The 24,957-nt window shown below is 43.3% G+C and carries 21 protein-coding genes; 14 read left to right on the top strand and 7 right to left on the bottom strand.

Annotated features, from left to right (window positions below; translation table 11 throughout):
- On the top strand, positions 1-1,107 hold the full coding sequence (locus ACNI23_RS09340) for an acyltransferase family protein (RefSeq protein WP_420248177.1): 1,107 nt from the start codon (positions 1-3) through the stop codon (positions 1,105-1,107).
- Positions 1,108-1,213: 106 nt separating this feature from the next.
- On the opposite strand, the gene ACNI23_RS09335 is transcribed toward ACNI23_RS09340, so the two are convergent.
- Positions 1,214-3,709 carry a Lon protease family protein gene (locus ACNI23_RS09335; RefSeq protein WP_420248175.1) on the bottom strand — a complete coding sequence of 832 codons (2,496 nt, stop codon included), beginning with the start codon at positions 3,707-3,709 and terminating at the stop codon, positions 1,214-1,216.
- A gap of 19 nt (positions 3,710-3,728) precedes the next feature.
- Positions 3,729-4,151: an Hsp20/alpha crystallin family protein gene (locus ACNI23_RS09330; protein ID WP_420248173.1), complete on the bottom strand. Its 423-nt coding sequence runs from the start codon at positions 4,149-4,151 to the stop codon at positions 3,729-3,731.
- A gap of 351 nt (positions 4,152-4,502) precedes the next feature.
- Here ACNI23_RS09330 and ACNI23_RS09325 point away from each other — a divergent pair, with 351 nt between their 5' ends.
- The 4 genes from ACNI23_RS09325 (at position 4,503) to ACNI23_RS09310 (ending at position 7,738) form a co-directional block, all read left to right on the top strand.
- Positions 4,503-5,291, top strand: coding sequence for an amino acid ABC transporter substrate-binding protein (locus tag ACNI23_RS09325; RefSeq protein WP_420248172.1), 789 nt, complete (start codon positions 4,503-4,505; stop codon positions 5,289-5,291).
- Positions 5,292-5,294: 3 nt separating this feature from the next.
- On the top strand, positions 5,295-6,329 hold the full coding sequence (locus ACNI23_RS09320) for an amino acid ABC transporter permease (protein WP_420248170.1): 1,035 nt from the start codon (positions 5,295-5,297) through the stop codon (positions 6,327-6,329).
- Positions 6,330-7,094, top strand: coding sequence for an amino acid ABC transporter ATP-binding protein (locus ACNI23_RS09315; protein WP_420248169.1), 765 nt, complete (start codon positions 6,330-6,332; stop codon positions 7,092-7,094).
- 122 nt (positions 7,095-7,216) lie between these two features.
- Complete coding sequence (locus tag ACNI23_RS09310) at positions 7,217-7,738, top strand: type 1 glutamine amidotransferase domain-containing protein (protein WP_420248168.1); 522 nt, start codon at positions 7,217-7,219, stop codon at positions 7,736-7,738.
- A gap of 54 nt (positions 7,739-7,792) precedes the next feature.
- Here the strand turns inward: ACNI23_RS09310 and ACNI23_RS09305 are convergent, their stop codons facing one another.
- Positions 7,793-9,352, bottom strand: coding sequence for a methyl-accepting chemotaxis protein (locus ACNI23_RS09305; protein WP_420248167.1), 1,560 nt, complete (start codon positions 9,350-9,352; stop codon positions 7,793-7,795).
- Between the two features lie 187 nt (positions 9,353-9,539).
- On the opposite strand from ACNI23_RS09305, the gene ACNI23_RS09300 reads away from it, so the two are divergent.
- From ACNI23_RS09300 to ACNI23_RS09260, 9 genes are all read left to right on the top strand, one after another.
- Complete coding sequence (locus tag ACNI23_RS09300; RefSeq protein ID WP_420248166.1) at positions 9,540-10,643, top strand: FUSC family protein; 1,104 nt, start codon at positions 9,540-9,542, stop codon at positions 10,641-10,643.
- Positions 10,633-11,727, top strand: coding sequence for an FUSC family protein (locus ACNI23_RS09295; RefSeq protein ID WP_420248164.1), 1,095 nt, complete (start codon positions 10,633-10,635; stop codon positions 11,725-11,727). The genes ACNI23_RS09300 and ACNI23_RS09295 overlap by 11 nt, the downstream gene beginning before the upstream one ends.
- Positions 11,728-11,736: 9 nt before the next feature.
- Positions 11,737-12,852, top strand: coding sequence for an AI-2E family transporter (locus ACNI23_RS09290; protein ID WP_420248162.1), 1,116 nt, complete (start codon positions 11,737-11,739; stop codon positions 12,850-12,852).
- On the top strand, positions 12,849-13,625 hold the full coding sequence (locus tag ACNI23_RS09285; RefSeq protein ID WP_420248161.1) for a PDZ domain-containing protein: 777 nt from the start codon (positions 12,849-12,851) through the stop codon (positions 13,623-13,625). Before ACNI23_RS09290 ends, ACNI23_RS09285 begins: the two co-directional genes overlap by 4 nt.
- Positions 13,626-14,043: 418 nt before the next feature.
- Positions 14,044-15,189, top strand: a complete 1,146-nt coding sequence (locus ACNI23_RS09280) for a tyrosine-type recombinase/integrase (protein WP_420248159.1) — start codon at positions 14,044-14,046, stop codon at positions 15,187-15,189.
- A 29-nt stretch (positions 15,190-15,218) separates the two neighbouring features.
- Complete coding sequence (locus ACNI23_RS09275; protein WP_420248157.1) at positions 15,219-15,947, top strand: hypothetical protein; 729 nt, start codon at positions 15,219-15,221, stop codon at positions 15,945-15,947.
- A gap of 167 nt (positions 15,948-16,114) precedes the next feature.
- On the top strand, positions 16,115-16,339 hold the full coding sequence (locus ACNI23_RS09270) for a helix-turn-helix transcriptional regulator (protein ID WP_015852613.1): 225 nt from the start codon (positions 16,115-16,117) through the stop codon (positions 16,337-16,339).
- Positions 16,340-16,341: 2 nt separating this feature from the next.
- On the top strand, positions 16,342-17,253 hold the full coding sequence (locus ACNI23_RS09265) for a helix-turn-helix domain-containing protein (protein ID WP_420248156.1): 912 nt from the start codon (positions 16,342-16,344) through the stop codon (positions 17,251-17,253).
- A gap of 250 nt (positions 17,254-17,503) precedes the next feature.
- Positions 17,504-18,550 (top strand): Fic family protein, encoded by a 1,047-nt coding sequence (locus tag ACNI23_RS09260; protein WP_420248155.1) that lies wholly within the window; start codon positions 17,504-17,506, stop codon positions 18,548-18,550.
- 443 nt (positions 18,551-18,993) lie between these two features.
- Here ACNI23_RS09260 and ACNI23_RS09255 read toward each other — a convergent pair whose 3' ends face one another.
- From ACNI23_RS09255 to ACNI23_RS09240, 4 genes are read right to left on the bottom strand one after another with little or no spacing between them, the layout of a single operon-like run.
- Positions 18,994-19,728 (bottom strand): hypothetical protein, encoded by a 735-nt coding sequence (locus ACNI23_RS09255; RefSeq protein ID WP_420248153.1) that lies wholly within the window; start codon positions 19,726-19,728, stop codon positions 18,994-18,996.
- Positions 19,725-20,195 (bottom strand): response regulator transcription factor, encoded by a 471-nt coding sequence (locus tag ACNI23_RS09250; RefSeq protein WP_420248151.1) that lies wholly within the window; start codon positions 20,193-20,195, stop codon positions 19,725-19,727. The genes ACNI23_RS09255 and ACNI23_RS09250 overlap by 4 nt, the downstream gene beginning before the upstream one ends.
- Positions 20,156-22,627 (bottom strand): sensor histidine kinase, encoded by a 2,472-nt coding sequence (locus ACNI23_RS09245; protein WP_420248149.1) that lies wholly within the window; start codon positions 22,625-22,627, stop codon positions 20,156-20,158. Before ACNI23_RS09245 ends, ACNI23_RS09250 begins: the two co-directional genes overlap by 40 nt.
- A 10-nt stretch (positions 22,628-22,637) precedes the next feature.
- Positions 22,638-24,830, bottom strand: a complete 2,193-nt coding sequence (locus ACNI23_RS09240) for an ATP-binding protein (RefSeq protein ID WP_420248147.1) — start codon at positions 24,828-24,830, stop codon at positions 22,638-22,640.
- Between the last annotated feature and the right edge of the window lie 127 nt (positions 24,831-24,957).

Below are 24,957 nucleotides of genomic sequence, written 5' to 3'. Positions count from 1 at the left end.
ATGAATCAGCGAATGTTTTTCCTCGATAATCTGCGCGCGATAACAATTTTTTGTGTTGTAATACTTCACGTTTCTCTTTGTTACATGAAGTTCGCACCGCAGTGGTGGTTTGTTGTTGATCCGCAGCAGAGTATGTTTTTCACCTATGCTGTTATGCTCATTGATGTTCCCATCATGGCTATAATGTTCTTTCTGGCAGGATATTTTGCCCTTCCTTCGTTACAGAAGCACGGGTTGCCCGGATTCTGGGTAGGTAAATTTAAGCGTATAATTATTCCATGGGTTCTGGGAGTCTTGTTTCTTTCTCCCCCGGCCATGTATATGATCCTGCTTTCAAGGGGCAAGGCTCCATCTTTTATGGAATTCTGGTCCGGGCCGTTCTGGACGACCATGTACAGCCAGTCCGTATTCTGGTTCCTCGGATTGCTGGCTCTCTTTTATTTGATTCTTAGCGGCTGCTATAAGTATTTCCCGAGCCTGCAAAAGCCTCCGCGTTTGAGTCGCAACCCATCGCCATTGCTTTCTGTCCTTTTTATAGCAATTTCCAGCGGTATTTTTCTGGGCATGAACCAGTTCTTTCCGGTTGATACATGGATTAACGATTATTACCTGATCGTTTTTCAGCCCTTGCGTTTTTTTGTTTACCTGCTCTATTTTTGGCTGGGTATCCTCGCTTGGAAACGCAATTGGTTTACCCGGCAGGGATATACTCCAAGGTTGCTGCCGTGGTCGATAGTCTGCCTTGCCTCGGCAGTAGTCTATCTTACCTTCAAGGGAATGATGCATGCCCGAGGGACCGAATTGCCAATTCAATTAGGCAATTCTCTTGGTTTCAATATCTTTGCTTACAGTACCCTCATGGCCGGAGTGGCCCTATTCAAGGCTTTCGTAAACAGCTCCAATGATTTTTGGAAGTCGTTTTCGGCATGCTCGTATGGGCTTTATATTTTCCATTCATTGGCCGTTTACTACGGAGCCTACTACCTGCTCGGTATGCAGGCTTCACCGTTCATTAAAGCTCCCATTCTGCTGATCGGATCAACAATAGTATGTTGGGTGCTGACAGTGGCTTTGAAAAAGGTGAAGGGAATTTCATCAGTTTTGTAAATAAAAACAACCCGGCAATATCAGCTATGATATTGCCGGGTTGTTTTTGAACGTATTCTTAGCAAGTCATATGCGAAGCATACTAAAAGTTTTAGGAGAGTCCAAACTACTTACCACAGCCGCAAGAGCCGCCGCTTTCCTTTTTCTTCTCGTCCTTTTCTTCATCTCCACCGCCGAAGTTCTTAAGCCCTTCAGCCAGATTGATGAGACGTGCATTTGCTTTTCCATAGATAGAAGCTTCGGGATAATTACCTTCAGCGTCCTTTTCGCCAGCTGCTACTCCGGTGAGGATTTCGATTCCCTGTTCGATGTTTTCCACCGACCAGATATGGAACTTGCCTTCGCGGACAGCTTCCACAACTTCTGTGCGCAGCATGAGGTCTTTGACGTTGGGTTCCGGGATCATGACTCCCTGGTTTCCGGTCAGTCCGGCATGCTTGCAGCAGAGGTAGAACCCTTCGACTTTCTGGTTTACGCCGCCGATGGGCTGGACTTCACCCTTCTGGTTTATTGATCCGGTTACGGCTATGTCCTGACGGATGGGCACTTCCGCAAGTGATGAGAGCAGGGCGTAGAGTTCCGTGGATGAAGCCGAGTCGCCGTCGATACCGCCATAGGACTGCTCGAATGCAATACTTGCGGTCAAGGAAAGCGGTTTGTCCTGTGCGAATTGACGGCGCAGGAAGCCTGAAAGAATAAATATTCCTTTATTGTGAGTCGGGCCGGACATATCAGCTTCACGCTCAATGTTGATAATTCCGCCCTTACCCATGGCGGTTACGGCGGTAATGCGTGAAGGCTTACCGAAAGAGTAATCACCCATGGAATAAACAGCCAGACCGTTGACCTGCCCGGTCACAGCACCGTCGGTATCAACATAGATGCTGCCACGGTCGATCATTTCCTGTAACCGTTCTTCAGTCTGGTTCGAGCGTTTGCGGTGGGCCTCAAGGGCCTGAATAACATGTTTTGCCCCTACAGCAGTGGAGCCGTTACGTCCGGCGTAGTAACTGGCTTCGCCCAGTAGGTCTGCCAATAGCGGAAAGGCTGTGGTTATTTTTTCCTGTCTGCCGGACATACGCACGGCCTGTTCAATGATGGCAGCGACACCCGAACGGTCAAAGGGCATCAGGTTATCCTTTTTCACCATGCGGCTGATGAAATTGGATACTGAATTGATAGCGTCCACGTCCCGGTCCATAGAAATTTCAAAGTCGGCACGTACCTTGAAAATCTTGGGAACATCAGGATCGTAATGGCGTAACAGTTGGTACAGATAGGGGTCGCCCAGAACGACAACTTTTACGTCCATTGAGATTGGTTCCGGTTTGAGACCGGTGGAAGATATGAAATAATAGGGGTCAAAGGTCTGGATTTCGATCTTCTCGGTCTTAAGTGACCGTTTGAGAGTCGGCCATACTCCCGGTTCTACTATGGCATCCATGAGGTTGAATACCAGATATCCGCCATTAGCCTTGATGAATGATCCAGCCTTGATTTTGGTGAAGTCTGTACGCCAGCCGCCGTGTCTGTCCATGACTCTTTCAATGGAACCGAACAGGTTGCGGTAGGTAGGATAGGCTTCGAATATTACCGGGGGACTACTTTGCTCGCTGTTGTCCACCAGCAGATTGACTTTGTAGGGATGAAGAATGGCGTCGGACGGCGGGGGCATGAACATCATGCCGCCTTCTCCGGCCTGCGGCTTTTTGCCGATCATACGCAGGGAATCAAGTTCTTCGCTCATGTTTTCAAGCATGGCTTCAAAGTACTTGAGTATTTTTTCATCACTGTATTTCTCTTGCAGAGGGGCGATCAGATCCTGCGCGAGAGTCATGAACATGAGCTTGTCCACGTCTTCGCTCTTTTTCTTTACTTCTTTCTGAAGGTTGCGGACTTGAGCCAGAATTTTATCAATTTCGTCTTTCAGTTCTTTTTGTTTTTCTTTGAGCCTTTCAAATTCATCGCGCGGGAAGCGGCCTTTATCTACCTTTTCTTCCAGCTGGATCATGCGAATCGGCTCCCCGTCCACCAGAGGAACAACATCGGGACGTTGATAGTGTCCCATTTGCATGTTGACGATAACCAGCCCGGAATCCTTAACTTTATCTTCAATGCCCTGGAAGAACTCTCGGGTCTGCTTTTCGTGCATTTCAATGATTTCATTTTTGCGGGCCATATATTCCTGACTTTCAAAAAGCTGCGGAACTTCGCGCTTGATGCCTTCCAGAAAGTCATGGATATCTTTCTTGAAGAGTGCCCCCTCTCCGGCGGGCATGCGGATCAGGATTGGTGATTCAGTGGATTTGAAGTTATTAACGTAAAGGATGTCGTCCGGGCTTTTATCCGTCTTGGAAAGCTCGGTGAGCATCTTCTTTACAGTGGCCTGCTTACCGGTGTTGGCAGGTCCGGTAACGAAAATATTGTAGCCCTTTAGTCCCATCCCCATGCCGAAACGAAAAGCTTCGACACCACGACACTGGCCGATAATTTCATCTTCATGGTCAAGGTCAGCAGTAGTGTTGAAAGGAAGTTCTTCCGGGGCAAGGGTCCACCTCAGTTTTTCAAGCGGCAGTTCTCTCTCGTTCAGGATGCTAGTCATGGAGGTCTCCGGTCTGGTGCTATTCAGATGTTATGGAAATAACCTTTTGAGGTTTGATTACGCATTTATTGAGTACAATTTTAAGTACTCCGTCTTTGAAGGTCGCGTTTACATTCTCAGGGTCCACCCGGCAGGGCAGCGGGAGCGTCTTTTTGAAATGATTAGTTTGGCGTCCACCCTCAAAGGTTACCTTTTTTTTCCCGGAAATGGTCATGGAAGTTTCAGTAACTTTGACTTCAAGGTCTTCGGCATGAAATCCGGGCATGGTGGTACTAACTTCAAGAGCTTCACCATCCTCTCTCATGCTGGTTTGTGGCGTGCAATCAATGATTCCGCAAACAGAAGGGATGCCGTAATCTTGGCACAGGCTGTTGAAAAGCCTGTCCATATCGGTTTTCAATCTTTCAAGTTCTCGGCTTCCCCACGAAGTCAGGTTTGGCATATGCAGTCTCCTTGTTAGAACAGGTGGGAATATCAATTAAATCCACGCTAACACATAGGCAAAAAGTTTAGCAACCGCTTTGCAATTAGAAAGAGCAAAAGAAGTTGTATTTGTAATAACCGAAATTTGGATACGTAAATTATACATTTTTACGGCATGATCCTCACATTTTTGACAAAAAAGGGAGTCGAAGTTCTGTTTTTAAGGGGTTACAGTCTTGCATGTTCCCGCTTCATGGGCTATTCGGTTCATCGCTTCTTATTTTAAAAAGGCAGAATGGAAGTGTTTTCCGTAACAGCCTTTTTAAATGTTGCAGGAGCGGAAATTTACATTTTCTTTTAGGAGTGACGCATGAAAAGGGTATTAATTCTCATGGTTGCAATGATGCTGGCATTCGCAACCACCGCAATGGCTAGTGACGGTTCTCTCGAGAAAGTACAGAAAGCAGGCAAGCTTGTAATCGGGCTTGATGACACTTTTGCACCCATGGGCTTCCGTCAGGACGATGGAACTCTGGTCGGTTTTGACGTTGACGCTGCTGAAGAAGTTGGTAAGCGCCTTGGTATCAAGATTGAATGGCAGCCCACTGCATGGTCCGGCGTTATCCACTCTCTGAATGCAAAGAAATTTGACTGCATCTGGAACGGCATGACCATCACCCCCGAGCGCGAAAAAGCAGTTTCTTTTTCCAAGCCTTACATCATGGACGGCCAGATCGCTGTTATCGCTATGGGTAACAAGTCCATCAAGGCTCACAAAGACCTCGGCGGCAAAGTTGTCGGCGTACAGAAAGGTTCCCCCGCTCTTGAGGCTGCTAAGTCCCTCAAGCCTGCACCCAAGGAAATTCGTGAGTACGACACTAACGTTAAAGCTCTGCTTGACCTCGAATCCGGTCGTCTTAACGGCGTAGTTGTTGACAACATTGCCGGTCGTTACTCCATGGCTCAGCGTCCCGGTAAATACCTTGCGCTTCCCGGCTACATCACCAGTGAAGCTTTCGGTATTGCTTTCCGTCAGGGTGAAGATTCCCTGCGCGCAGAAGTACAGAAAACCATCGACGCTATGATCGCAGACGGAACAATGGGTAAAATCTCCCGCAAGTGGTTCGGTGAAGATGTCACCAACCCCGCTAAATGGTAAGAAATGATTTATTCAAATAAAAAACTCGGAAAGAGCGGGGCGTTTGCCTCGCTCTTTCTGCTGTTTGCACTTCTGATTTTTCCGGCTGTCTCATCAGCCGCTGTTGACGCTGACGCGCTGCTCAAGCAGGCCCGTGATGCTCTGACCGTAGGTCAGATCGATCAGGCCCAGACTTTGTTCAAGCAGGTACCCGCACCCGGTCCTGAAGGTGATGACGGGCAGTTTGTTTATTCCCGTATGCAGCTGGCGCGCATCAGCTATTCCATGAAAGATGCGGGCAAGGCCCGCGAATTCGCCGAACAGGTTGTTGCCGTCTATCCGGACAACGTGGAAGCGAAAAATTTCCTGACATCTCTTGATCGCGAGACCAAGCCTGAATGGCAGAAGACCCTTGAGGACTGTAAGCGTTTCATGCCTAATCTGCTCAAGGGTGCGACAATGACCCTCGTGCTGGTCTTCTTTACCATGATCGTTTCTCCCATCGGCGGCCTTTTTATCGCCCTTGGCAAGATCAGCCGCATGCAGCCGTTTATGGCTATCAGCTGGTTTATTATCTGGTTCTTCCGCGGCACCCCGCTTCTGCTGCAGCTCTTTTTTATCTATTACGGTCTGCCTGCAATCGGCATTACCCTTTCTCCGTTGGCTGCGGCACTTATCGGTCTGGGTATTAACTATTCTGCATATCTTGCTGAGATTATCAGGGCCGGTATCGAGTCCATTGATGACGGCCAGACCGAAGCAGCAAAAGCTCTGGGCATGACTTACGGCCAGACTATGCGCCGGGTTATCATTCCGCAGACATACAAGCGGATCATCCCGCCCATTGCCAACGAATTTATTGCATTGATCAAGGATACCGCACTGGTCTCCACCATTGCCATGGTCGAACTTATGCGTGCTGCGGACCAGATGTTCAATGCTTACTTTAACGTGACCGTGCTGGTAATGGCTGCTGTCATCTACCTTATTTTTACCTCCGTATTCACTTTCTTCTTCGAGAAAATCGAATACAAGGTCGGGGTATACGAGAGGCGCTAAATGGAAACAATTTTAGAACTCAAGAAAATCGTCAAGAAATTCGGCAGTCTTACTGCGGTCAACCATATCGACCTCAAGATTACCCGTGGCGAGAAAGTGGTTATCGTCGGTCCCAGCGGGTCCGGCAAATCCACCTTGCTTCGGACCATGAACTTCCTCGAAACCATTGATTCCGGGGAAATCAAGTTTGAAGGAAAGCCCTGCGGTTATATCTATAAAGACGGTAATCCGGTGTTGGATTCCCAGAAGAATCTTTGCGCTCTGCGTTCCGAGATAGGTATGGTTTTCCAGCAGTTCAACCTTTTTCCGCACATGACCGTTCTTCAGAACGTTATGGAAGGGCAGGTTACTGTGCTTGGCAAGTCCAAGGAAGAAGCTCGCGATGTTGCGCTTCAGATGCTGGAAAAGGTCGGTCTTTCCGACCGTGCCACCGTTTACCCGGTGACCCTTTCCGGTGGTCAGAAACAGCGTGTGGCGATTGCCCGTGCACTGGCCATGAAGCCGAAGATGATGCTTTTCGATGAACCTACCTCGGCTCTCGACCCGGAACTGGTCGGCGAGGTCTTCGATACCATTCGCTCTCTGGCTGACGACGGTATGACCATGGTTATCGTTACTCACAACATGGGTTTCGCCCGTGAAGTTGCCGATACCGTAATCTTCATGGAGACCGGGGATTTTATAGCCAAGGGAACCCCCGGAGAATTCTTCTCTGCCGAAACCCAGCATCCGCGCATTAAAGAATTTATGGATAAGTTGTTGTAAACAGAACAGCTATAGTGAATCAGAGACCGCAATATCTTCCACAATATTGCGGTCTTTTTTTGTGCAATTTTATGGTATCTGATGGTAGTTAGGTTGAACAAACAAACCATAAGGAGCATCTCATGAAATTGAACGGCCAGCGTGTCCTGATGTTTATAGATAATGTTTTTGAAGATATGGAACTTCTTTACCCCTACTATCGTCTGATTGAGGAGGGTGCTGAGGTCGTAGTTGCCGGACCTGAATATGGTGAGGTCTATACGGGCAAGAACGGTTATCCTTTCAAATCAACAGCGGCTATTAATGATATGAGTGCTGCTGATTTTGACCTTCTGGTTATAGCGGGCGGCTTTGCTCCTGATAAATTGCGCCGTGATCCCAAGGTGCTGGAGTTAACCAGAGAAATCCACGAGGCCGGCAAGGTCGTAGCTCATATCTGCCATGGCGGTTGGATTCCTATCTCAGCCAAGATTATGGATGGTTACAAATGCACTTCCACCCCCGGAATTAAGGACGATCTCGAGAACGCAGGGGCCACATGGGTAGATGACGAGGTCATAGTTGACCGCAATCAGGTTTCATCCCGCAAACCGGACGATCTGCCCGCATTTTGCCGCGAGATAATTAAGCTCGCAGCCAAGTAGTTTGCTATAATATATTGAAGGTCGGAGAGGTCTCGCCTCCGACCTTCAATATTGTCACTCATCATCCTTGATCTTAAAAAAAGACGTTGTGTCCGCCAGTTGTTCCGACTGCCCGAACAACTCTTTAGTCGTTGCTGCTATCTGTTCCGCTGCTGATGCGTTTTGCTGGATAACATTATCTAGTTGCTGAAGGGCTGTATTGACCTGAGTTGCTCCTTCACTTTGTTCTTGGCTGGCTGCTGCTATTTCCTGTACATATTCAGCTGTTTTCTTAATTTCCGGTACCAGTGCGGCCAGTTTTTCCTCAGCGAGATTTGCCACATTTGAGCTGGTGTTGGATATGGTGATGATTTCAACTGCAGCTTCACCACTGCGTTCAGCAAGTTTACGTACTTCTGATGCTACTACAGCAAACCCTTTTCCGTGTTCGCCAGCGCGGGCAGCTTCAATTGCGGCATTTAATGCCAGAAGGTTTGTCTGGCGTGCGATGTCATCAATTACCAGTATTTTATCTGATATTTCCGTGAGAGCTGAAAGGGCTTGTGATAATGCAATGCCGCTTTGTTCCGCATCTTCCGCTGCATTTCGCGCAATATCAGCGGTCTTGTTTGAATTGTTGGCATTTTGATTGATGCTGGATGTCATTTCTTCCATTGTTGATGCAATCTCTTCAATGCTGGATGCCTGACTGGCAGCACCGTTTGCAAGACTGTCCGCAGCATCAGAGAGTTCTCTGCTGCCGGTATTTACAGAATTTGTAGCTCTGGTGACAGTACGAATGACATCAGCGATGCTGTCAACCATTGTATTTAAGGTGTTTTTTACTGTTCCGATTTCATCATTGCGGACTGAAACCAGCCTTTGGCTGAAATCTCCGGTACTCATGTTTCTTGTTTGTTCCGTAATTTCGTTTAAGGGTTTTGCAACAGTGCTGCTGATAAGACGGATTGCAGCAATCGCAATGAAACCGAATATAGCAAGTGTCCATAATGATACATCAATTATAGCTGAGACCGTCCTCTTTTGGGCAGGTCCGAGTGAACTGATAATTTCGAATGCACCGTGAATTTCGTTAACCTTCCATCCTTCCTTGGTACCGCCTGTAACATCTTTGCTGCCGGCAGGGTCCCCGTGACAATATAAACATTCTTCAGTTAATCGGATGGCCTTGAAATATCTAATCTGTCCGTCCTCGATGACAGTGGCTTCGTCTTTGCCGCTAGTTTTCATTTGCTTTAAAATTCGACTTTCCAATGGAGTCGGTGCATTCTCAATGTTACGGGGGGATTCTTTAGGAACCCGAAAAGTGTAGCCGGATGCCTTGGCATTTGCTTTAACAACATTGATGGCAGAAATTACAGGGACAGCTTGAATCACTTTTTCTGGCGGGATGTCTTCGAACGGCATTAAAATGCCATCGTTCAGTTTTTTGTTCATTTGTTCCCGTGATGCCTCAGCAAGTTGAACGATGGCTCTGCTTTTTTTCAGAATAGCATCTTGCGCTTCATCTTTAATGGATGAAACCTGTAGGTAACCCATTATAAGGGCTGTTATTGCTGGTCCTGCTAATGCAATAGCGATTGTCTTAGTACTGATTTTTATGTTCTTAAACATTACTAACTCCATATTCGGAAAATGTGCGCTAAATGATTTGCTGCATACAGAAGCTGTGTTTATTGAATATATCATCAGATTTAGGTTTGTTCCATCAAATTTAACTGCCGCAGGCAAGATAGTTTATAATCTGTATTTTTATACAGGAGTTGAAGTTTAATCTTCGCTGTTTTAAATGGTTATGAATATGAAATTGATATCAGAATTTTACAGAATATTTATCAGGCCGGTTGATCCGGGCCTGTTCATGACCAAGTACGCTGCCAAGTCCATCTGTGCCTGCCTTGTGGCGCTGCTGCTGGCTTATCTGGTGGGCATGAGCACCAAATTTCTGCAATGGTCGGTTTACGGCTCTATGGTAGTGGTCGTCTTTCGTGCAGGTAGTACTCTTGCTAAACGTAAGGCGGTGGCCCGCTGGCTGACTCTAGCTGTAATGTGTCTAGTTCCTGTTTCAACGCTAGTCGGTAATTATTCATTACTATTGGAAGTGTATCTTTTTGTGCTGGCCTTTGCGGTATTTTTTACGCCCGTTCTCGGTGTCTCTGCCGCAACTGCTGCCATCGGTACACTTATCGTTAATCTTCTGGCTTTAACATCGCCGGATACGTTTCTGGTGGGTATGGAACGTTCAGGTGCGGTTCTTTTTGGCGCCACTGCTTCTTATTTGTTCATTTTTTATCTCTGGCCCATGAAACCTGAAAAGGTTCTTACTCGGGCCGGGGCTGTGGCTTTGACTGATATCGGTGACTACTTCCGCGCCGTGGCCTCATCTACAGGTAGTAAAGATGATTTAAAAGAGATTGCAGAAATTCATGAGCGGTCTGTGGAATCCGTACGCCGTTATCGCAGATTCATGGAAGCAATCAACGTGGACCCGGTTAAGGAGTTGGGCAGTTATGAAGGCCCGTCGGCTTTGTATGCATTGCTGGTGCGCATGATTGAGGCTGTTGTCGGGTTGGCCAACAGTCGTCAGTTTGCCGAGCATAGTCCTGTTTTCAAGGATATGCGTTTTAAGTTCAGCGATATTGCAGGGCGCAGTTCCGTGGCATTTGACGTGCTGGCGGCAAATCTGTCTACTGGTAAGGGAGAGGTTGATCTGCGCGGCATTGACGAGGGGATTTCAGAACTTGAAAGTGAATTGCTTCGACTGGGGGCCTACAAGCGTGATGACGGCTTGCGCAATGAATTTCTCGAGGCTTGGGGAGCAATCTACGGTTTGCGCAATCTGAGCGTAGAGTTTGCTGAAATGAGCAAGCTCTGTTGCAAGGGAGGGGCCTGCAGTGTTCGCTGATTCTCTTGCTATCTTGAAAAAGGAATTCCGTTGGGATTCGGTTCCTTTTCGCCATGCTCTCAAGGCTGCGGCTGCAATTACTTTTGCCATTGTTGCTGCCCGTTTTCTGGAACTTCGTCATGCAGTCTGGCTGCCTATCAGTGTGATTGTGATCATGCGCCCTTCGGTTGGCGGGACATTGCGTATCGGCTGGAAGCGGCTTTGGGGTACGGTCATCGGCGCTGGCATCGGGGTCGGTATCTTGTTTCTTGAGCCTGGAACCCCGGTTCTTGCGGGACTGATTATACTTTCATTTTTCCTGATGATTCTTGTAAGGGTTTTCAGTTACACCGTTTTTTCCTGCTCCTTGACTGTGGGGGTAATCCTATTGCTGGGAGTGCTCTTCACTGACGGCTGGCAGTTCGGGATTGAGCGTATTCTGGATACTGTGCTGGGTATAGCAATCGGTATTGCAGCTTCCTTCGGGGTCTGGCCCAATATGGCCCGTAAAAATTTGCGGGAGAAAATGGCTAATCTGATTGAATTGCAGTCCACGCATTTTAAGATTCTTTCCAAATCATATCTGCATGGCGGAATAACTGAAGCTAGAATTGTTGAGACCCGAATTGAAGCTTCCAGCATGCTCGATACCTGTGCGGAGTCATTTCGCGAGGCAGCGGCAGAACCGGGATTGCAGGCTTGGCAGCGAAGTGAATTGACCCGCTTGATCCGTACTTTCACACGCATGCACAGTTTGCTCATGACCATGTCGACTATTATCCGCCGAGGGTACGGAGGGCCGTTGCCGTCCATTGCTGATGGAATGGCCGAGGTGCTGGGAGCAACAACTGAGTATTATGAATGGCTTGAATGCTATTCCCTTACTCCAGAAGATTGCCCTGATGAACCTGATTTTGATAAGGCTATCGATAACTTTATGGCCGCAGTTGGCGATGCCCGAGTCCGGGGCGATTTTGAAGATGTGCCCCTTGAGCGGCGTAACAATATTTCGGCATTCATCTGGAACATTCGTGCCCTCGGCGGTGAAATTCGTAGAGCTGGAAAACGAATGCATGACCTGCGCTACGGGCGGGATAGTAATTAGGAGATATTTATGATCAACGACAACACCCCATATACTTTTGACCGTGTAGTGCGCCTACTGCTTGTTGCGGGATTCATTTGGGTTACAATCACCCTGCTGAATACCTTGAGCGCGGTGCTGGTGCCTTTTGCTGTGGCTTTGACCCTTGCTTACCTGCTGAATCCACTGGTTAATTTTGTCGGTCGATACATCAAGAACCGTACAGCCGCGGTTTTGCTTACCTTGCTGGCCTTAATGGTCCCTCTGGTAAAGATCTTTTGGATGATGGTCCGGACAGTCGGAATTGAAATGAAGGAAACCGGTGTGATGCTGGCTGGAATGGTCAATGATTCTGCTGTGGCGCAAAGAGCAGCGGAGTATATCCCTGAAGATCTCTGGCATACCATAGTCGATCTGGCTAAGCAGGAAGATGTGCGGTCATTTCTTACTGAGTCCGGCCTGACTGATATGCTCAAAGTCTCGGCTCAGAAAGCCCTGCCCGGAATATGGAATATTGTAAGCGGTTCGGCCCACACCCTTGGTATGCTGGCCGGATTGTTTGTTATTTTTCTTTATCTTGTGTTCCTGCTTACCGATTACGATAAGCTCAGCAAATGGCGGGAGCAGATTCCCCCCAAATACCGCGAGCGGGTAGCATCATTTGTGGATGATTTTACCAATGTGACAAACCGTTATTTCCGCACACAGGCTCTTATTGCCATGATTATCGGCTGTTTGTTCTCGCTGGGATTTTTGATCATTAAATTACCGCTGGCGATTCTTCTGGGCATGCTTATCGGGCTGCTGAACATGGTCCCATACCTTCAGATTGCCGGATTGATTCCGGCTTTCCTGCTGGCGGCGATTAATGCACTGGCAACAGGCGGTAATTTCTGGCTGGCCTTAGGCGGGGTAGGCGTAGTCTTCGCTGTCGTGCAGGTGCTGCAGGACGCAGTTCTTGTCCCGCGCTTACAGGGTGAAAGCATGGGGTTGTCCCCCTGGATGATCCTATTGTCGCTCTCCATCTGGGGGCAGCTTCTCGGTTTCCTCGGGCTGGTAATGGCCCTGCCGCTGACCTGTATGGCTCTTGCCCTTTACCGCCAGTGGGTGATGGGGCAGGGGGAAGTTGAGGTGGAGGCTGAATGAAGCAGCCTGCAATTCTGAATGATATGAGAATTAGTTGGCTGATCGTAGTCTTTTTACTCGGCACGGTTGGCCTTGCCTCAGCTTATGAAGTCGACCCTGATCAATATATCGATCAGAGTTTTGTTATTGATGAAGAGGCTGCTCTTCCGGTTCCCGTGAGTCGGACGGAGAAGGGCTGGCTGGGGCTGTCTATCCAGAGTGTGGATAAAAATTTTACTTCAGCATTTGGTGGCAGGGTAAGCAACGGTGCCTTGGTGGCGGATGTTGTGTCCGGAGGGCCTGCGGATAGGGGGGGAGTTAAAGTCGGGGACGTTATCCTTGATTTTGCTGGCAATCCGGTTGATACCGCGACGGATCTTGCCGGAATCGTGGCAGATCATCAGCCCGGGAGCAGGGTTCCCCTGATTGTCTGGCGGGATGGAAGGAAATGGGAACTGGATTTAACTGTAGGCATAAAGACTGCCTCTAAAAATGACAGAATTGCAGCAGCTGAAAAGGCTGCTGCTGATTTTGGCATCACTCTTGACTGGAGTAAAAAAGACAGCGGGGAATCTGGCCTGAAAGTAGTGGGCGTAAAGGACTCCTCTCCGGCTAAAGCTTCCGGCCTGCTCTCTGGTGATGTTATTTTGCAGGCAGGTCAGAAGGATATCGATAGTGCCGTTTCCTTTTGTAAAATCCTTGACTCAGGGGCTAAGCAAAACAAGCCTGTGCTTCTTTTGGTTAAGCGAAAGAAATCGAACATTTTTCTGGTGTTTCGATTTGGGGTAAAATAAGTTTATAGGCGGTATATCGTTCTTCTCATGCGGGGGTTCGAGTCTAGAATCAACGGCTGGAAATTTAGTCAATCGGCCTTACGTCCCTTTTTTCGGTGTAGACCCTTTTGAGTTGCTTGTTCGCAATAGGTTACCAAAAAATAAAAGCCCCTTACGAAAAATCGTAAGGGGCTTGAATTATCTGGTCGGGATGAGAGGATTTGAGCCTCCGGTCTCTGCGTCCCGAACGCAGGATTGATTACCTTTAACTGAATTTTATTTTCTTTTGTTTAGTTTTAAAGACTTTGAAATTATTGATTAAAATTGACAGAAATAAAAAAATGAGTTTTATTGACTTTGAAATAAATTGGTCAAATTTGCGCTAGTTGTTAGCAATAGGTTAGCAAAAATTAGCCTCCAATTATTTGAAAAGGTCAATATGAGCAAAGCTAAATCGAGCCGAAAAAAATTAGTGAACAAGAATAGGTGGCCTGGTGTTTATTCTTATGAAAGCCAGCAAAAGCGTCATCAGGGAAAGCCGGACGTTTGCTATCACGTTGCTTATCGTATCGATGGCAAACTTAAGTGGGAGAAAGTAGGTTGGAAGTCTGAGAAATACACCCCACAGATAGCCTCGGATATCCGCTCTGATCGGCTTAAGAAGGCTAGACATGGCGAAGCTGTCAAAACGCACAAAGAATTGCGCGAGGCAGATCTCAAGGCCAATATCAGGTTGGATGATGTCGCTGATGAATATTTTAAGGTGCGCGGCGAGTCTTCAAAGGGGGCCAAAATAGACAAAGGTCGCTATGATAACCATGTTTCCCCAGTGATAGGTTCAAGGCCAGTTAGGAATTTATGCCAGCTTGATATGGAACGCATCAAAAAGAAAATGGATGGCATGTCTGCTGCTTCTATATGGGGAGGTCTTGAGATCACCCGCCGTATAATCAATTTTGGTTCAAAGAACGGTCTGTGCGAACCGTTGGGATTTACTATCCAGATGCCCCGACGAGATAATGAAGTTGTTGAATATCTTACCTCGGATCAGTTGAAGCGTTTTCTTAAAGTGCTTGAAGAGTGGCCCTCTCGTGATGTGTGCAGGATGCTTAAAATTGCGATGTTCACTGGTATGCGGAGAGGCGAAATCTTTAAACTCGAAGATAGAGATTGTGATTTTCAGCAGTCGCTAATTTTCTTACGCGCTCCCAAGGGAGGAAAGAGTGTGTCGATTCCAATGAATGGCGTTGTTGCTGATTTGTTGCTTGATCAAATTCAGTGGAAAAATGAGACTTTTCCTGAGTCTGAGTTTGTATTTCCCGGCAAGAAAGGTGCGATGAGAGTAAATTGTTCAGCAGCCAATAGGATCAAGCAAAAGGCCATTCTTCCAAAAGAATTCCGAATTTTTCATGGTTTGAGACACCATTTCGCCGTGACTTTGGCGAATTCAGGTGAGTTTTCGCTTGATATGATCGGAGAATTGTTGACCCATAAAGACACTTCAATGACGAAGAGATATGGACAGTTTTTGCCAGATACTAAGAAGCAGGCTAGTAATAGGGCTGCTGAATTGTTGTGTGGATAAAATTTTACTTGAAGAAAAGGGAGACGTAAATGCCTGATTTTCCATTAGTCCATGATCAGTTGGTTCAGGATGATCCCGGGCTTAATTTTATAATGTCAGTAGACTTAAGTTCCATTATGCTTTTCCCTAGTCCCGAAGATTTGACGCGTTTAGGGCACTATAGGGCTAGGTGTTTATTGAAGGCAGTGCCGTTTTTAATTGAACAATGTGAGTATAAAGAACGGTACATAGACGGTGTGCTTATGACTCTTGCTGAAGACATGTACGGGACATGGGAAAATTTTACTTTGTTTGTCTTTCCTGAAAGTAAAAATATCATTCCAGATAATTTTCTTGATTCTGCAATTCAAAAAGGCAGAATTGCAGGTATGATTTTCCAACGTGTCATGTATGAGAATATGGGCATTTCTGAAGCAGCTTCAGATATAATATCAAGAGCAAACGATATAGAAATGATTGGAGAATACGGTGGGGATGTAAAGAATATTGTTAATAACATTTGGCGCCCTCGAAAAATTGTTGCTCATTGGTGGGCAGCTTTATTGAATTTTGAAGTTACTAACCGTGGAAAAGATTATATGGCATTAGATACGCTGGTTCCTAAAGATCGTAAATCATGTCTCAAGAATGGATTAGTAGGATTTGTTTCAGTTGTTAATCAGTATTATTCGGAAGCTGTGGAAAGAGGGGTGGTATATAAACGATCGCGAAGAAAGTTAATTGACCCCGATAAAGCTTGGAGAATTGTTCTTGTGTAGGCCAATTGTAGTTTTGTTTTTTAAACTAGCCTCTTTTGAAGGCTAGTTTTTTTTTGTCCTGATAAGCTAGGGAGTGTTTTCTGAGACTTCAATAATTCAGAATATTGTAGACTGAATTTAAATAAATTTTATGATCCAGCTTAATTAAATTTTAAGGAGGATTATAAATGTCAAAACTAATTAATACGGTTGAAGCAGCTTTGTTTTTAGGGCTCAGACCAGGAACACTGGAGGTTTGGAGGTGTCATGGTAAAGGGCCTCGGTATTCAAAGATTGGGAGGAGAGTTATGTATGAAGTTAGTGACTTACGGATGTTCGTCGAGTCTGCCAAAGTTGAAACTACCGACTCTTATGACAATTATGGGCTACAGAGCGTAAGAGGAGGGTGTTAATTGTGATCGTAAAAAAAAATATGGGAGTTAGAAAAGCCGCCAAGCAAGATCTAACTCCCAAGAAGCATCAACTACATGTTGATGGTAATTTAATCCACCTTCCTTCATCCCTACCCAAAAAGCAAGTGCAGACATGTTTTGTTTTTGTGCCATTAAGAGACTTTGGGGCAACGATAATTGACTTCATTCGCCAGCAGAAATTGTTGACCCATTCTGAAAGGTCTGTTTGGCGTGAGCTGGCTCTTTTTGCTGGATATGACGGCAAGTGTTTTCCTGCTCAACATAAAATTGCAACACGTGCTGGGATTGATGAGCGTACTGTTAGGAAAGCTCTTACTGGTCTTGAACAGAAAGGTTTTGTTTTGAAAAGGAAACCAGAAAGGCAACGAAGTTGTTCATATTTGTTATTATTTCATTCAATATTTTTGAACCTGCCGTTGGGGCCAGTTAAAGAGGGTAGTAGGGCCGCCCAAAGCGGAACAAAGGGCCTAACAGACCAGTCCATTGTTCCTACTATACCAAAAGACCGAAGCAGGCCTCAAACAACCAGAACTAAAAGTGATGGTTGTTGTGCTGCAATCTGTTCAGGTGAATTGTCTCAAGAAATAGAAGACATGATTTGGTCCGTTGCGCAGGTTAAAGATAAACCTGCAAAGTGGGCATTTGTAGTAAGGGAGAGGTTTAGAAGGGGGGACGGCGACTTTGAGGTCCTTAAGAAGGAAGCTGAGGAAAGCAAACTTAGTTCCGGATATACCTATGCTGATTGGGATAAGTGGCTGTCTGAGTTGATCCTTAGAGATGGAGCTGAAAAGTTTAGCTCAGTTATTAAGCAATTTCAGGGAACTCACCTAATGATCAGAGACGTTCAGATACCAATCGAATATATACATAAGTATATGGAAACAATGCGTTGAAATATTTGAGTATTCTTTCTGTTTTGTTAAAACAATTCGTGGAATAGAGAGGGATTCTGAAGAGGCTGACATTTGTTGTTCCGTAAGGAACAAGTTAAATGATGGGATGACAGTGATGTCATCCCATTAATACTTTTAGTTAGGGCTATAAATGAACTCTGCTACATGCTAGTAGTGACCTTAATTAAATTTTTTTAATAAAGATTTTTCTTATTAAAAAAAATGAGCAAAATTTAATTAAGGATATATAATGAAAATAAAGTCAACTGAGATTAATACAATTTCATGTCTAGGAGAGGAGGGTGTTAAAGCATTGATTCTTGATATTCAATACGAAAACAATTTGATCAATAAATTGTTTGAAGCAACATTCTATTTAGGTCAGCTTGAAAGTCTCTTTCTTTCACATAACTTCAAGAGTATTTATCCTTTATTAATGAAGAAGGAGACACTTTTTTCTTTTAAGTTAGATAACTGCAATATTACTTTGGATGATTTGCTTGGTTATGAGATGTGCGATGAGTCAAAGTATGACGCTGACTTAATCATGGCTGCAAATTATATCAGGGTATTGAATTTAGGATTGTCCAAGCTAGAGTCTGGGGAGGAATTGTCAGTAGATTTGATTCGCAGCATGCATTCAGAGCTTTTTATCAGTAAGGGAGTGGGGAAATCTAAAATAGAGAACAACTTGAAAGATATTGTTAATTTTATTCAATTCAAGTCCTCGCAAGTTCCGCCATTAATTGTTGCTGGGTTAGCCTACGCGTATTTCGATTCAACTTGTCTTTTTGAAGATGGAAATGGACGTTTTGGTCGTATGATAGTTACGCTTGTTCTTGTTGAGTCAGGAATGAAGGGCGCTTCACTTCTGTCTCTTAGTCATTTTTTACTGAAACACAAAGAAATCTATACTGAAAAATTATTAGATGCCAGACTTTCAGGACATTGGGAGGGATGGCTAGAGTTTTTCCTAGAAGGAATATCTAAAGCATCAGTTGATGTAATAAGTGCTATTCAAGAACTTGATAATATTTATAAAAGAGACAAGGAAGAGCTGTTCTCTTCTGGAAAAAAGACTTCCGGTATCCTGCTAACTTTTGAGGTTCTTTTCTCTCAAGGTGTCGCTAATGCCCAGAGAGTTGCATCAGATACGAAACTAAGAATGCCAACTGTGAATAAGGTACTACGTGAGTTGGAGGACTTAGGCATGGTTGTTGAGACTACAGGTAAACAGCGTGGGCGGAGCTATATGTATTCGGATGTTTATAGAGTGTTAACTTCGGACTTAGATTAAATTAGTAAGTAGATAATTGTTCTATAGTTTGTTCACGAAAGCAAGTATGCGTGACTATCTAGTGTGTTACACTTGTAGTTGTGAGATAAAAAATATGCGAAGGGTGCTGTAGTAGATCATACTTGATCTTACATCCACCATTTTTTAATGGACTCAAAATTGTTAGGTTAGTTTAAAATCAGAACCTTGTCGTTTCAGAGTTCTTTCCCATAAGCATAGTTGCTAGTGGTATTCGACCGCAACTAGACTTGTGGTTCTCGTTGAACACGTTGCTCTGTTTTGATTGTTCTTTAGTGTTTCAATAAAAAGGGATAGCCTGTTCTATTTCAAAGATAAATTTCATATCAATTTGGAATTCTTGCACTTAAGGTGAATTTTAAAATAAGCATATTACTTCATGTAATGATCATCTATGTTTTTCCCGTTACTATTGTTGTTCAAAATTAATTAGGGCGGTGACTATATAGCTGTATAGCCATGTTACTGTAATTTGGATATTGTCGATAAAAATTAGGTAAAGCTTTAATTATTTCCCAATCGCTTCTGTCGAGCATTGTTCGGCTTTGTGGACAATTGCAAAGTGTTTGTATCTTGTGGTCTAAAGGACAGTGTTCAGTCATTTCTTCATAGAAACCAATTATCATTTCTAATGTTAGTAATTTTTTCCTATTTCTTTGTTCCTTAGGGGCTAAAAGTTCACGTGTGTACATGGTTAAATATTTAGCAAGTCTTCTGTTTTTGCGAACAACTAATAGCATTCTTTCTACTTTAGCTATCTTTTTATCCAATGTTTTGGACTTGTATATGTCTTTTAATGCATCTCGCGCTGATACAATTGCAACACCTGATAAGAATGTTAATACAAGAGCAAAAATGCCAATAGCATTTTGAAATGCTCCTCCTTGTCCTGTGTTGCTAAACATATCTTTTACTGGATCAAAAGATAGTGAGATAGCTAGTGCATATAGTATGGCTGTAAATAGACTTTTACATGGATTTTGCTGAGATGTTTTATATATAAAATTGTATATTTTGAACAAAATTATAATAAATTTATTTTCAGAGGATGTATGAAGAGGGATTTTTCCCTCTCCTGTAGACTTGTGAACTTGGAGTCCAATAAAAACTAGGAAGAATGCTACCCCAATTGTAAGAGCTTCACTGTTAAAAAGTATCATTTCTTGTCCTGATCTACATAGGTTTCATATATTTTTTCGACAAGGTCGATCGGTGCAAGGTCAAATTTGTCATAGACATTTACATCCTTTTCAAATTTGTTTCTCCAATATGAATTTGCCACAACAGAATAGTAGCAGTAACTAATGTCTATTTTTGACTCACACAGATATAGCCCTAGTACTTGTGCTTTGTTCGTCGTGCAATTATCCCCCATTTCAAGGATATAATTCTTTAATTCAGTAGGAACAGTATGTAGGTCTAAGTCAAGAATTATAAAATCAATGTTGTTTTTGTTTTTGTTGATGCTTTGATAAGCCTCTTCGATAGACTTTACTCTTGTTAATTTGCAACCTGCTTCAATTAAGGCATTTTCATATTCAGCGGTAGTTAAAACTTCATCGTCAGCTAAAAGTATATGTTTGCCCTTTAATTTGTCTTTGATGTGACTTCTAATTGAAGTGGCCATGTTACCCTCGCTTGTACTCTTTTGTTTTTTGTGTTTTCAACGCTAACTATTCCACCACACATTTCAACAAGATGCTTGGCAAATGAAAGACCTACGTGTGCTCCGACATTTCCAGACTTGTTTCTAGGGATAATATGTGATTGAAATTTAAGTTGATTTTCTTCCTCTGACATTTGCCCAGGGTTGTTGATAATAACCTCTGCTGTTTTTTGATTCAGTATTATTTGAACATCAATCGTTGCTTCTGTTCCTCCAAATTTTATAGCGTTATGGATCAAGACCCTTAGGATTCGGTAAAAATATTCTTTGCCATGAAGTGAAATAGAGCCAAGTTCTTTGTATCTTGAACAGTAATGTATGTTTTGCTTGTGCCCTTTTGAAAGCGGTAGATATAGCTTAAAACAATCATCGATTGCTTCATGTAGCAGAAATTTTTTGGAAGTGTCGATCCTTATATTTTTATGCAAGTCAAGAAAGTTTTGGCATAAATCATGGCCATGCTGTAAAAACATTAAGGGTGCTGAGTATTCTTCGGGATTGTGCTTGGCTCGCACGTCAATAGGCGTTTTTGCTCCCCATAAACAGCCACCAATTTCATGCACTAAACTGTGCTGCCACATTTTTTTGTTATATCTAGAAATTAAAAATTGAAGTTGTGGGGTAACAACTGCTGCAAAATCTCGTGAGATGGAAGAAAGTTTTTCGCTGAAAGCGTATACTTCATCGTGTAGAAGTATCAAGCAGGCTATTGTTTGTTCGTTTATTTTATGTGGGATTGTAATTGAAGATCCAATTTTGTTTAAACATTCAACTCCACGTTCTAGATGGTCTCTATTGGTATCGCCTCCGAGACCATATTTAGTTACTTTAGTTAAGTCTTCGATAGTTATGCCAGAGAATGGTTTTTCGGGATTTCCGTCAACTGTGTCACTCCAATGGAAAGGGAAATTGCAATTAGATTTCTCAGGAAGTCTGCACTTTTCAAAAAAAGATAAACATTCAACTTGTTCATTAATTGCCACAATAGTCACAATAGGCATCTGTCCCCATTTGACAATCAAAATTCCTTTTTCAGCTTTAGACATTTCGCAAGCAAGCTTGACATATGTCTGGAAAAAATACTTTGCTTCCTGAATTGGGGCAAGGGCGTCTAAAGCGTCTCTAATGCGTTCCCATCTTTTCATTAAATCTTTGCGGTGATTTTTTTCTTCAAGATCACGTAAGTCTTTGAACACAGGTCTGAAGAGGGGGGCAATTTTTTGTACCTGTGTGTCGTCAATATTTGTGTCTTTTTCAGTATTTGTTTCTACCTTTGTGGGGCGTGCTATGCTTTTTCGATCAAAAACAAAGAGTCCCTTAACTTTAAAGGTCATAGTCGTAGAATCTTTTTTTAGAAAAGGGATTAGTAGCCAGTCTTGTACTCCCTTGCTGTCAATGATTTTATCAAAGTAATCTACATCGTGTAGCTGGTTTTGCGGCAGTATACTGTAGATCAATTTGTTATCGTTAGCGTCTTTTCCTTCAAAATTTTTAACCACTTCTAGTAAAGAACCGTTTAGAGCTTGCCATGGGGCTGGTACGGTTGTTTCTTTGTGGTTGCAGTAGCGTAGTGTTATTGTTCCTTGTGAGCCAGACACATCTCTTAGGTCGTAGTAGCGTCCTCGTGGGAAACCATATTCAGCTAATGACCTTAAAAAATTTATAATAAAAAATTTTCGTTGATCATTCGGCTTGCTTTTTGAGTCAACAACAGATTGAATGTAAAACCCTTTTTTTTTGGCAGGAATTTGATTTATTGTAAAAGCTCCAACCTCACCTGACAGAGGGCATGTTCCCCAAAATTCTCTTTCAATAGTTACGCTTTTTATTTTGTTAGGGTTGCGTCCTGCAGAAAGATGTGTTGGATCTGGTTTATTAAATGGTCCATTCCAGTTGTTTGTATAAATTACTTCATTCTCGTCATTAATAATTCTATAGCATGTATTGTTGTCGTCCAGGTCAGGAGGGACAATGCCTTCTATTTCCTCTCCATCACTTTTAATAAATAGAAGAATTTGTTCGAATGTTGTTGGCTTTGCTAACCATTTGTTTTGCACATTACTCGTGATTCTTTGTAGCTTGTTAATTGCAGGTGATGAATTTCCAGTAATTATCCATATTTTGTTTTTTATCTTATCAAATGAATTGGTTCTTTTAATATTTTTCAATAAACTTAATGCAGAAATTGGAATTCCATTTTTTTCTCCCAGGAATTCATCTAGTAGTAATACGCAGCTGGGATTGTTGATTAGATACTCGCTTATTCTATCATATTTCCATATTTGTGGATGTCTAACTGTTAATCCGTAATGATCTTGGAAGTATTTTGCCATCTGTTGACGGAATTGAATGTCGTCATCAATAATAATTATGTCTATTTTTTGATTGCTCATGGCTTCTTCCTTAGGAATTAATTTTCACAGGAACTTTCATACAAAAGGTTGTACCAATCCACCTAATTGATTTAACAAGCAGAAGGTCTCCGCCAATAGATCTCAGTAGGTTGCGGGATAGGTAGAGCCCCAGTCCAACTCCATCAATGCCGCGAGTGCTACTACGTGCAGTAAATAAATTTTCTCTAGTGTCACTCTTGATTCCTGGTCCATTATCTTCAATATAGATATGTAAAGGCCTTTGGGGATCATCTTCGAAATGAAATTCAACTGTAACCGTTATTGTTCCCCAACAATCTTTATCAAGGTGGTCAATAGCATTTGTCAGGATGTTTAATAGGGGCTGCTCAATTGGTGTTGGAGCTATGCTTGTGGTTAGATTTGTATTAGGAAGTTCAGTGATAATTCTTATTTCTTTTTCTAGAGCAGATGATTTTATTAATTTAATTACTCGCTTAATGTTGGTTCTCGCTCTAAATTTTTCTCGTCTTTCAAGTTGAATGTGGGCCAAATTGGCTTTTGCTGTTCGTTCAAGAGTTTTCGCGCTGACAGCAAGCATTCTGAGATCTTCTTGTAATTCCATTATCTCTGTTTTTGATAATGAACTAATGCGTTTTGCCTTTGCTCTCAGTCTGACGGAACTTTGTACAATTGGCGATGCAACACCTCTAATTTCATGCAAACTACTTGCAGCGACCCGTCCCATTGCAGCAAATGTTTCAGTTTCATCTAAATATCTTGTCAATTGCAACCAATCAACTAGGTCTAACATTCTGGATTGGTTGTGTTGAATTTTTGAAATTTGTGTTTTCGAAAATTCTTTTTTGCTATAACAAACGATGCATCTATCGGTTTTTCCGTCGACTTCCAATGGCCAGGCAAGAACGTGCTTTGCTTCTTTGGGCGCACATTTCTCCAGTGCCCCAGATTTGTATAGAGGCAAAGCTATAGGCGTCCCTGAAGAAGTTGCAGTTCGAATAGCTGTGTGTTGGCATGATGGTTGTAACATTAGCATGTCCTCTCTAAGTAAGTTGAACCATGCTCGAATAGAGAATTTCCTTTTCCATTCTTCAACACACCATAAGGCAGCGCAGCTTCCAATATCTTCACACAGTTCACCCAAAAAACGGTTTACTTTGCAAAGAACTTCATCGGTCCGTGTACTATTTTTCCATATTGGGTCAAATACTTGTGAGTCCGAGTATTCGGGTTGCTCGCCAGATACTAGCCAATTCATTAGATTGTCGCATGAAAGTGGTTTTTGTAAGTACCCCCAAGAATTTAGTTTTTCGCTTTTTATGTCTGTGTATGCTACTGCTGTCATTATGCTGACAGGTATAGGAATGTTTTTAAGAAATGATCTGATTTGTTTGAAATAAGGACTTTGGTCTAACTGATAGTCGAGTAATATGTGAGAAAAAGAATGTTTGTTCAGTCTTAGTTTTACGTCTTCAGGTGTTCTGCATATCATAGAAGTAGCGCCTAGACTTTTGAGCCATAGCATCAATTCTCTTGTAAAATCGTGGTCGTCATCGATAATTAATACAGAACAGTCTTTTAATGTTTTTGTGTCATCTGAGGTGATGGCATCATCTTTGTTTTGTGCAGGCTGAGGGAGATGCTCTGTCCTATCGGACTCATTTAACATCTTTTCTCTATATTCTAGCTCCTTATCTTCTAATTCCTCCAACAGCTCATTCACACTTATTTTTATTAGGATATTACCAATGTCTATTTCGCATATTTTCCCTTTAACTATGTCTCCAATTAATAAAAAATCGGAAATATCGGTGCCAAAATTTGGTATATCTTTAATATCTAAGCGTGCTTCTAGTCCGGTATATGGATGGTCAAGTCTTATTATTGCAGTTTTATATCCATGATAGTTTACAACAGTTCCACCAACAATTTCTCCTCGTTTGACTATGTTTGTAAACCATGGATTGTCTTCAACTGCTAGGAGTAGGCTTGCGTACCACAGCCCTCCTGAATTTAATTTGGGGGATAGTAAAAATACTGTGACTTCTTGCCCAATTTTTAGTTCATCTATACAAAAATTGTCTGGACAGTTGTCACTACTTATTCTTGCGGAATCAGCTCTTATACTGTTGGGGTTCAACTTTATATGAAAAACGCCAATATCCTTTTGTACAACTCGGCCTGATACTAGCCTATCATTTGGGGCAAGTGTCGTATAATCCATCACCTCTCCTATTCTTAGGAGTAGGTAATTATATCAATAGTTTGATTATTGCAATACGTAATGTGATAGTAATGCGGTATAAAAGTGTTGGCTAGATAGTTTTGGATGTGACTGAATGGTCGTTATG

The organism is Maridesulfovibrio pacificus (SeqCode) (assembly GCF_048612815.1).
GTDB lineage: Bacteria > Desulfobacterota > Desulfovibrionia > Desulfovibrionales > Desulfovibrionaceae > Maridesulfovibrio > Maridesulfovibrio pacificus.
Note: the sequence above shows the minus strand (reverse complement) of the source record. Positions and strands in the feature narration are given on the sequence as shown.